Here is an 8,795-nt window from a genome sequence, read left to right as displayed (position 1 = left end):
CGAGCGCTACCTCAACGTCATGACCTCCCAGTGGCAGGGGCATCCCGAGGTCGAGGTCGACGACGTCACCCGGCGTCAGCATCGAGCCATGCCACCTCGTCGTCCGTGAGCTCCGTCGCGAGGTCTCGAGCCATGGCGTCCTGGCGGAGGGCGCGGATCGCCCGGCTCACAGTCTCGTCGATGGTCTCGTGACGTTCCGTGGCCAAACGGCTGATCCGCGCGTGCGTCTCCCTCTTGATACGGATCGTCGTCGTCTCACCCATGCGTCGATCATGACCAATGTAGACATAATCATCTACAGGCTGGTCGTGGCCGCAGCGGGCGTCTCCGAGCGCACGCTAAGCAGCAGATCCGGATGCGTGTAGTTGGCGGCTCACCAACGGCTCCGTGGATGGCGGGACGGGCCATGTAGGGCCACGATGTCAGCATGTCCACCGTCCTCGACCCGATCGCATCCCGTCTCGAGACCCTCGCCGCCAGGTTCCTCGTCGACCAGAGGCTGCCCGGTATGGCGATGGGGGTGGTGCTCGACGGCGAGCTGGCATGGAGCTGCGCGATGGGCTTTGCCGACCAGGCCTCTGGCCGCCGCGTCGAGGCGGACACGATGTTCCGGATCGCCTCGATCACCAAGTCGTTCACGGCGACGGCGATCCTGCAGCTGCGCGACAAGGGGCGGCTGCGGCTCGACGACCCCCTCGTCGCGCACGTGCCCGAAGCCGAAGCCATCGAGGACCCGTTCGGGCCGGTGGAGGACCTGACGCTCCGGAGGCTGTTGTCCCACACGTCTGGGCTCCAGAACGACGTGCCCGCCAACGACGACCTGTGGCAGCTGGCCCTGTGGACCGAGGAGGAGCTGCTCGCGCGACTGGACGGGGTGCGGGTGCTGGCGCCGCCGGAGACTGAGTGGCGCTACAGCAACGTTGCCTACGGGCTGCTCGGCGTCGTGGTGGGTCGGGTGTCGGGACAGCCGTACGACGCGTACGTCCGGGAGCACGTCCTCACCGTCGCTGGACTCAGCTCGACCACGTTCTTCCCCGACACGGCCCAGGCCTCCCGGGTGGCGACCGGCCACGGCCCGCGCCGGTTCGACGATGCGTTGTCCCCGAGCAGAGAGTTCGACTCCTCGACCTACCTCGCCGACGGCGGAATGTGGTCGACGGTTGCGGACCTTTCCCGTTGGGCGACAGTGCAGTTCCACACGAAGGACGAGGACAAGCGCGGGGACGGTGACCGGGTCCTGGACGGCCGCTCGCTGCGCGAAATGCAGCGTTCCGCCGTCCTGGCCGACACGAACTGGAACCTGGCCTACGGGTTCGGCTGGATGTCGCGGCGGCTCGGGGACGCCCGGTGGGTTGGCCACACCGGCTCCCTCTACGGCTGGCGTGCGGAGCTGCTGTTCCGGCCCGAGGACAGCCTCGCCGTGGTCACGCTTGTCAACGGCTCGGCTCGGCCCGCGTCCCTGGTGGACGAAGTGGCGTCGCTGATCCTGCAGGCACATCAGGACCGGCCGCCCGACCTCCCGCAAGGCCCTCCGCAACCTCTTCCAGCGGCGCAACGGGAGCTTCTCGGCAGCTACGAGGAGGACGAGTACGGCTTCGGCATCCGGGTGGAGGCCCGCGACGGCACTCTCGTCGTCCTCGAGGACGGCTCTGCGTCGGCCGCGCGCCTCACGGCCACCGACGACCCGCTGGTCTTCATGTTGGGCGAGGGCGAGTCCGTCGGCGAACGGGTCGTCTTCCTGCGGTCCGCGTCGGGCGCAATCGCCGGTGTCAACTACGTCGGGTTCCCCTTGCACCGCCTGGCGTACGTCGCCCGCTGACCACGCACAGCGTTCTCCGGCCACGGCACGAGGCCGCAGTCCCAAGAATCGCCGGGGCAGGCGGCAAGGTGCTGCGGATCCTCAAGCCCGCTCATCGGCATGAGCGGCAACCTCGACTGCCGGCACGGGGTAGTGGCAGGGCCCTGATGTGCAGTCGTCGAAATGCGAACGCGACGAGGGCCCCGGCAAAGCCGGGGCCCTCGTGCTCGAACGGTGAGTTCGAGCTTTACGTGCACAAGTGACTAGATGTCGAAGTAGAGCTCGAACTCGTGCGGGTGTGGACGGAGCGCCACGGGGGCGATCTCCATGGTCCGCTTGAAGTCGATCCAGGTCTCGATCAGGTCGGGGGTGAACACGCCGCCCTCGAGGAGGAAGTCGTGGTCGGCCTCGAGCGAGTCGAGCACGGCGTTGAGCGAGCCGGGCACGGTCGGGATGTCGGCGTGCTCGTCGGGCGGGAGCTCGTAGAGGTCCTTGTCGACGGGCTCGTGCGGCTCGATCTTGTTCTTGATGCCGTCGATGCCGGCGAGCAGCATCGCCGAGAACGCGAGGTAGGGGTTCGACGACGGGTCCGGGCAGCGGAACTCGATGCGCTTGGCCTTCGGGTTCGAGCCGGTGATGGGGATGCGCACGCAGGCCGACCGGTTGCGCTGGCTGTAGACCAGGTTGACCGGCGCCTCGAAGCCCGGCACCAGGCGGTGGTAGGAGTTCACCGTCGGGTTGGTGAAGGCCAGCAGCGACGGGGCGTGCTTGAGGATGCCGCCGATGTAGTAGCGCGCCATGTCGGACAGGCCGGCGTACCCGGTCTCGTCGTAGAACAGCGGCTCGCCGTCGTTCCAGATCGACTGGTGGCAGTGCATGCCCGAGCCGTTGTCACCGAAGATCGGCTTCGGCATGAACGTCGCGGTCTTGCCGTTGCGCCAGGCGACGTTCTTCACGAGGTACTTGAACTTCATGACGTCGTCGGCGGCCTTGAGCAGCTCGTCGAAGCGCCAGTTGATCTCGGCCTGGCCGGCTGTGCCGACCTCGTGGTGGGCGCGCTCGACGAGCATGCCGGTCTTCTCCATCTCGATGACGATCTCGTCGCGCAGGTCGCCGAAGTGGTCGTACGGCGCCACCGGGAAGTAGCCGCCCTTGTACTTGACCTTGTAGCCACGGTTGTCGGTCTCCGAGCCGGTGTTCCAGGCGCCGGCCTCGGAGTCGATGTGGTAGTACCCGGCGTTCGCCGTGGTCTCGAAGCGGACCGAGTCGAAGACGTAGAACTCCGCCTCGGGCGCGAAGTACGCCGTGTCGCCGATGCCGGTGCCCTTGAGGTAGGCCTGCGCCTTCTTGGCGATGTTGCGAGGGTCGCGCGAGTAGGCCTCGCCGGTGAGGGGGTCGTGCACGAAGAAGTTGACCACCAGGGTCTTGGCGGCGCGGAACGGGTCGAGGTACGCCGTCGTCGCGTCCGGGAAGAGCGCCATGTCGGACTCGTGGATGGCCTGGAAGCCACGCACCGAGGAGCCGTCGAAGTTCAGGCCGTTGTCGAAGACGTCCTGGTTGAAGGAGCTCACCGGCACCGTGAAGTGCTGCATGATGCCGGGCAGGTCGCAGAAACGGACGTCGACCATCTCGACGCTCTCGTCCTTGAGGTACCTCAGCAGCTCGTCGCTGTTTGCGAACATTCGTCCTCCTTGGCTCGGCTGGACGCCGGGCCGACGCGGGTCTAGGAATCGTGGCTACGGGTTGGGGCCAGATATCGGGGAAGCGGTCCCCCTGAACCTAGGCAGGGGCAGTTTCCCGACCGTATCCCGATTGTTTCCTGCGTGTAACAGGTCGCCCGGCCGGTGGAGACAACGCCTCGACACCTAGGCTGGAGCAGTGATCGAGACCGCCTCGTGGGCCCGGCGGACGCTCGCGCTCTTCGTCGACTGGATCGCCAGCACGCTGGCCGTCATCGCCGTGCTCGGCCCCGGCGGCTGGTTGGACGACCGCTACGCCGGCACCTACACGATGGGCGTCTTCCTGCTCGAGAGCAGCCTGCTGACCGCCCTGGCCGGCGGCTCGTTCGGCAAGCTGGCCACCGGCCTGAGGGTGGCGGCGTACGCCGGCGACAAGTCCGGCGGCCGGATCTGGCCGCGCCCGCCCGACCTGCTGCGGTGCGTCCTGCGCCAGCTGCTGATCTGCCTGGTCATCCCGCCGCTGGTGTTCCGGCCGGACGGGCGCGGTCTCCACGACCTCGCGGCCGGCAGTGCAACGGTGCCTCGCGCCGTCTTCGACGGCGTTCGTGGTTCGGCGGACCGCTCACCGGGTCCTCGTTAGTCTGAAAACCACCGAGACCCACACCGGAAGGCCTCACATGCGTACGAACCTGCGCGCTCCACTGCGTCGATCCCTGGCAGCGGCCGCTGCCACCACCCTGCTCGTCGGACTGACCGCCTGCGGCGGCGACGAGCCGTCCGAGCAAGCCGCCGACGAGACGACGTCCAGCTCCAGCGAGGAGCCCGACGCCACCGCCGACGCGGAGGAGACCGACGAGTCGTCCGACGAGGGCGAGGAGGTCGCCGAGGGCGAGGAGATCGACGCCGCGGACTTCCTGGAGGACTTCCAGGCCGGAGTGGAGAACTCCACGACCGCCCACATGACGATGTCCACCGGGATGGGTGGCATGAACATCGACGCCGAGGGCGACATCGACTACCAGACCGAGCCGGCGTCGATGTCGATGACGATGGCGATGCCGAGCATGGGCGGCGAGATCGAGATGCGCTTCGTCGACGGCATCTTCTACATGAACATGGGTCAGCAGTCGAAGGGCAAGTTCATCAAGATGGACCCCAACGACCCCAACAGCCCGATGGGCGACATCAGCGAGCTCACCGACTCGATGGACCCGGTGCGCCAGTTCGAGCAGTTCGCCGAAGGCGTCCAGAAGGTCGTGTACGTCGGCGAGGAGGACATCGACGGCGAGAGCACCGAGCACTACGTCCTCACCCTGGACACCTCCAAGGTCGAGTCGCTGAAGGACGCCGGGACCGCCGGGATCCCCAAGGAGCTCGACTACGACCTGTGGCTCGACGACGACGACCGGATCCGCCAGATGCAGCTGGACCTGGGCGACACCGGGTCCGTCGAGGTGCACCTCACCGACTGGGACGAGCCCGTCGACATCGAGGCCCCGCCGGCCGACCAGATCATGCAGATGCCGAGCAGCTGAGCACCGGCTTCCAAGAGATTCCCCGCGCCGGTCAGCCGGGGAATCTCGGCCGGCTCAGCGACCGCGGAGGTTGCCGCGCATGCCCTTCATGCTCGTGGGGATGGGCCCCTTGGGGAGCGGGAGCGCCGAACGCTGCGCGTCGATCGCCTTGACGCGGTTGAGCACGTCGGTCATGTCGGCCGGCTTGAGGCCCTTGGGGAGGCGCTGCACGTGGCGCACCAGCTTGGGCAGCGCGACCTGTCCCTCGCCGTCGCCGACGATCACCTCGTGCACGGGGGTGTCGGAGGCGACGCGTTCGTACTTGCGGCGCTCGTTGTTGAGCACCGGCCGCAGCCGGTTGGCGTTGCCCTCCGCGACCAGGACGATGCCCGGGCGGCCGATCACGCGGTGCACGACGTCCTGCTGCCGGGTGAAGGCGACCATCGGCGTCGTGGTCCAGCCGCGCCGCAGCACGTTGAGGGCCGCGGCTGCCGCGCCGGGCTTGCCGTCCATCTGCTTGAACGCCGACGCCTGGGCCCGGCGGCTGAAAACCAGCAGCGCGGTGGTGAAGCCGAAGAGCAGCCCGCCGATGACGGTCGCGATGATCTCGAAGATCCCGCCGTCGGGCGGCAGCAGCCAGAAGAGGCCGGCGCCGACGGCCGCGCCGCCGAGGAACGCGAGGAAGACCCAGAGGCCGAGGCGCTTGTCGCCGACCTTGGCGTACTTGTAGGTCTCGACGATCTGCTGGCGCCGGCTCATGTCCTCCGGGGCTGTGGTGCTCATGCGGGAAGCGGCCTCTTGGGTGGTGGGCGGGTGGGGTCAGACGGAGGCCACGCGGGCGTCCATGGCCTGACGGTACAGGCGTCCGGCGCGGTAGGACGAACGCACCAGCGGCCCGGACAGCGCGCCCGCGAAGCCGATCTCGTCGGCCTCCTGCTTGAGCTCGACGAACTCCTCGGGCTTGACCCAACGCTCCACGGGGTGGTGGCGCAGCGACGGGCGGAGGTACTGCGTGATGGTGATGATCTCGCAGCCCGCGTCGTGGAGGTCGTGCAGCGCCTGCGAGACCTCTTCGCGGGTCTCGCCCATGCCGAGGATCAGGTTGGACTTGGTGACCAGCCCGAAGTCACGCGCCGCGGTGAGGACGCCGAGCGAGCGGTCGTAGCGGAAGGCCGGACGGATCCGCTTGAAGATGCGCGGCACGGTCTCGACGTTGTGGGCCAGCACCTCGGGCCGCGACTCGAAGACCTCGCGCAGGAGCTCGGGCTTTCCGTTGAAGTCCGGGATGAGGTTCTCGACGCCGGTCCCGGGGTTGAGCTCGTGGATGGCCCGCACCGTCTCGGCGTACAGCCATGCGCCGCCGTCGGGCAGGTCGTCGCGGGCGACACCGGTGATGGTGGCGTAGCGCAGCTCCATCTTCTGCACCGACTCGGCGACCCGGCGCGGCTCGTCGCGGTCGAGCGGCTGTGGCTTGCCGGTGTCGATCTGGCAGAAGTCGCAGCGACGGGTGCACTGGTCGCCCCCGATGAGGAAGGTCGCCTCGCGGTCCTCCCAGCACTCGTAGATGTTGGGGCAGCCGGCCTCCTGGCAGACGGTGTGCAGGCCTTCGGACTTCACCAGGCTCTGGAGGGCGGTGTACTCGGGACCCATCTTGGCGCGGGTCTTGATCCACTCCGGCTTGCGCTCGATCGGGGTCTCCGCGTTGCGCACCTCCAGCCTCAGCAGCTTTCGGCCTTCAGGGGTCGCGGGCGCTTGGGTCACGTTGCCCAAGTGTACGTGGGACGGTGCAGTGACCCACGGGCCGGACGATCCCGGGAGCGTGGCCTACGGCACGTCGCGCCGACGGAACGTCGCGAGGCCGGCGAAACCCGGCAGCAGCAGGATCAGGGCGAGGTACGACGCTCCGCCGGCCAGCGAGAGCCGCCGCTGCCCGTCGCACGACTCCACGCCGTCCTCGTAGGTGCAGGTGTAGCTCTCGCTGGAGTAGTAGTCGACCCCGTCCTGGACCACCGCGCCGACGTTGGTGTGCAGCATGTAGCGCTCGTTGTCGCCGCCGAGCGGGAGCGCGGCGATGATGATCGTGCTGGCCACGGCAACGCCGAACAGGATGCCCAGGGTGACCACCGTGCTGCGGAAGAGCATGGTCAGGGAGTAGCCGAGCAGCGCCGCGCCGACCACGATCAGCGTGCCCCTCAGCACGATGCCCGGCACGAGGTCCCAGGTCTGGCCGGGCACGGCGATGTCGCGCGAGGCGGCGAGCCCCCGCACGCCCACCCAGAAGAGGGTCTGCACGACCAGACCCACCACGGCTCCGACGATGGCGAGCACCAGCGCCTTCGCAGCCCACACGCGGCCGCGCCGGGGCTCGAAGAGCAGCTGGTTGCTCATGGACCCGGAGGCCCAGTCGGCGCCGACGTACGTCGCAGCGGCGAGCAGCATCAGGACGGCCAGGATGACCGGGATCGCGGTACCGAGGTCGTTCACCACCGAGGGCACGTCCAACGGGGAGCGCTGGAGGTACCACTCGTCCCTGGGTGTGTTGGCGTCGATGCACTCCTGCTCGGGGTCCTCGGTCTCGAAGCCCGGGCCGAAGTACATCTCGGGGTCCTCGAGGCACATCTCGATGCTCTCTTGGACGTATGGCTGCTGGGCCTCCTGCTCCGCCTGCGCCGTCGCCTCGGCGATCTCCGCCTCGGACACCGGCCTGGTCGACCAGGCTGTGCCGCCGAAGACGAACAGCGGGATCACGAACGCCGCTGCCACCAGCACGCGCACCGCACGGCGCCAGCGGAGGCGCGCCAGCTCGACCCCCAGCAGCCTCCCCATCACGCCGCTCCCAGCTGCTCGTCGCGAGTGAGCTCGAGGAAGAACGTCTCCAGGTCGACGCGCACCGGGGTCAGCTCCGCGACCCAGTGGCCGCTCTCGCCGAGCGTGCGGCTGATCTCCTCTGGTGGCCGGTCACCGTCGACGGTCAGGAGCCCGTCCGGCGCGTCGGCGGCATCGAACCCGGCGGCCTTCAGCACCGTGCGCGCACCAGCAGGATCGGCCACGCGCACGCGGTACGACGTACCGGAGGACGCCAGCAGCTCCTGGACGTTGCCCGAGGCCAGCATCCGGCCGTTGCCGATGATCGTCGCCGACGTGCAGACCTGCTGGACCTCGGCCAGGATGTGCGAGCTCAGCAGGACGGTGACCCCGGTCGCTCCGAGCTCGCGGATGGTGTCGCGGATCTCGCGGATCCCTGCGGGGTCCAGGCCGTTGGTCGGCTCGTCGAGGATCAGCAGCTCGGGGTCCTTGAGCAGGGTCGCGGCGATCGCGAGTCGTTGCTTCATGCCGAGCGAGTAGCCCTTGAAGCGCTCCCGGTCGCGGCCCGCGAGGCTGACGGTGTCCAGCGCGCGGTCGACCGCGTCCGGCGCGGCGCCCATCGTGCGCGCCAGCAGCATGAGGTTCTGCCTCCCGGTGAAGTGCGGCGAGAACTTCGGCGACTCCACGACCGCGCCGACCCGGTCGATGACGTCGGGCAGCCGGCTTGGCACGTCGGCGCCGAGCAGTCGCATCGAGCCCGCGGTCGCGCGTGCCAGGCCGAGCAGCATCCGGATGGTCGTGGTCTTGCCGGAGCCGTTGGGTCCGAGGAAGCCGTGGACGCCGCCGGCCGGGACCGCCAGGTCGAGACCGTCGACGGCCACCCGGACCTCGCCTCGACGGGTCCGGAAGACCTTGCGCAGCCCGTGCGTCTCGATCACGAGTCCGCTGCTCGATCGTGCCCCAGGCTCAGCGTTCGTCATCCGGGGATGCTCGCACCCG

The 8,795-nt window shown here is 68.9% G+C and carries 9 protein-coding genes; 3 read left to right on the top strand and 6 right to left on the bottom strand.

Features of this window, described 5'->3' with window-relative positions; translation table 11 throughout:
* Positions 1-65: 65 nt before the first annotated feature.
* Positions 66-263, bottom strand: a complete 198-nt coding sequence (locus ABD295_RS00555; RefSeq protein ID WP_344301532.1) for a hypothetical protein — start codon at positions 261-263, stop codon at positions 66-68.
* A 164-nt stretch (positions 264-427) separates the two neighbouring features.
* Here ABD295_RS00555 and ABD295_RS00550 point away from each other — a divergent pair, with 164 nt between their 5' ends.
* Positions 428-1,819 (top strand): serine hydrolase domain-containing protein, encoded by a 1,392-nt coding sequence (locus ABD295_RS00550; protein WP_344301531.1) that lies wholly within the window; start codon positions 428-430, stop codon positions 1,817-1,819.
* 242 nt (positions 1,820-2,061) lie between these two features.
* Here the strand turns inward: ABD295_RS00550 and glnA are convergent, their stop codons facing one another.
* Positions 2,062-3,480 carry a type I glutamate--ammonia ligase gene (glnA, locus tag ABD295_RS00545; RefSeq protein WP_344301530.1) on the bottom strand — a complete coding sequence of 473 codons (1,419 nt, stop codon included), beginning with the start codon at positions 3,478-3,480 and terminating at the stop codon, positions 2,062-2,064.
* Positions 3,481-3,676: 196 nt separating this feature from the next.
* Here glnA and ABD295_RS00540 point away from each other — a divergent pair, with 196 nt between their 5' ends.
* The gene (locus ABD295_RS00540) at positions 3,677-4,117 is read left to right on the top strand and encodes an RDD family protein (protein ID WP_344301528.1); all 441 of its coding nucleotides are present in this window, start codon (positions 3,677-3,679) and stop codon (positions 4,115-4,117) included.
* 37 nt (positions 4,118-4,154) lie between these two features.
* On the top strand, positions 4,155-5,012 hold the full coding sequence (locus ABD295_RS00535; protein WP_344301526.1) for an SCO4651 family lipoprotein: 858 nt from the start codon (positions 4,155-4,157) through the stop codon (positions 5,010-5,012).
* A gap of 54 nt (positions 5,013-5,066) precedes the next feature.
* On the opposite strand, the gene ABD295_RS00530 is transcribed toward ABD295_RS00535, so the two are convergent.
* The 4 genes from ABD295_RS00530 to ABD295_RS00515 form a co-directional block, all read right to left on the bottom strand.
* A complete protein-coding gene (locus tag ABD295_RS00530; protein ID WP_344301524.1) occupies positions 5,067-5,774 on the bottom strand; it encodes a DUF4191 domain-containing protein in 708 nt (235 codons plus the stop codon).
* 36 nt (positions 5,775-5,810) lie between these two features.
* On the bottom strand, positions 5,811-6,752 hold the full coding sequence (lipA, locus tag ABD295_RS00525) for a lipoyl synthase (RefSeq protein WP_344301523.1): 942 nt from the start codon (positions 6,750-6,752) through the stop codon (positions 5,811-5,813).
* Positions 6,753-6,815: 63 nt separating this feature from the next.
* Positions 6,816-7,817, bottom strand: coding sequence for an ABC transporter permease subunit (locus ABD295_RS00520; RefSeq protein WP_344301522.1), 1,002 nt, complete (start codon positions 7,815-7,817; stop codon positions 6,816-6,818).
* Positions 7,817-8,776 carry an ABC transporter ATP-binding protein gene (locus tag ABD295_RS00515; RefSeq protein WP_344301521.1) on the bottom strand — a complete coding sequence of 320 codons (960 nt, stop codon included), beginning with the start codon at positions 8,774-8,776 and terminating at the stop codon, positions 7,817-7,819. Before ABD295_RS00515 ends, ABD295_RS00520 begins: the two co-directional genes overlap by 1 nt.
* Positions 8,777-8,795 lie beyond the last annotated feature (19 nt).

The organism is Nocardioides bigeumensis, from assembly GCF_039531755.1.
GTDB classification, from domain to species: Bacteria; Actinomycetota; Actinomycetes; order Propionibacteriales; family Nocardioidaceae; genus Nocardioides; species Nocardioides bigeumensis.
This window is presented reverse-complemented; position numbering and strand designations above follow the sequence as displayed.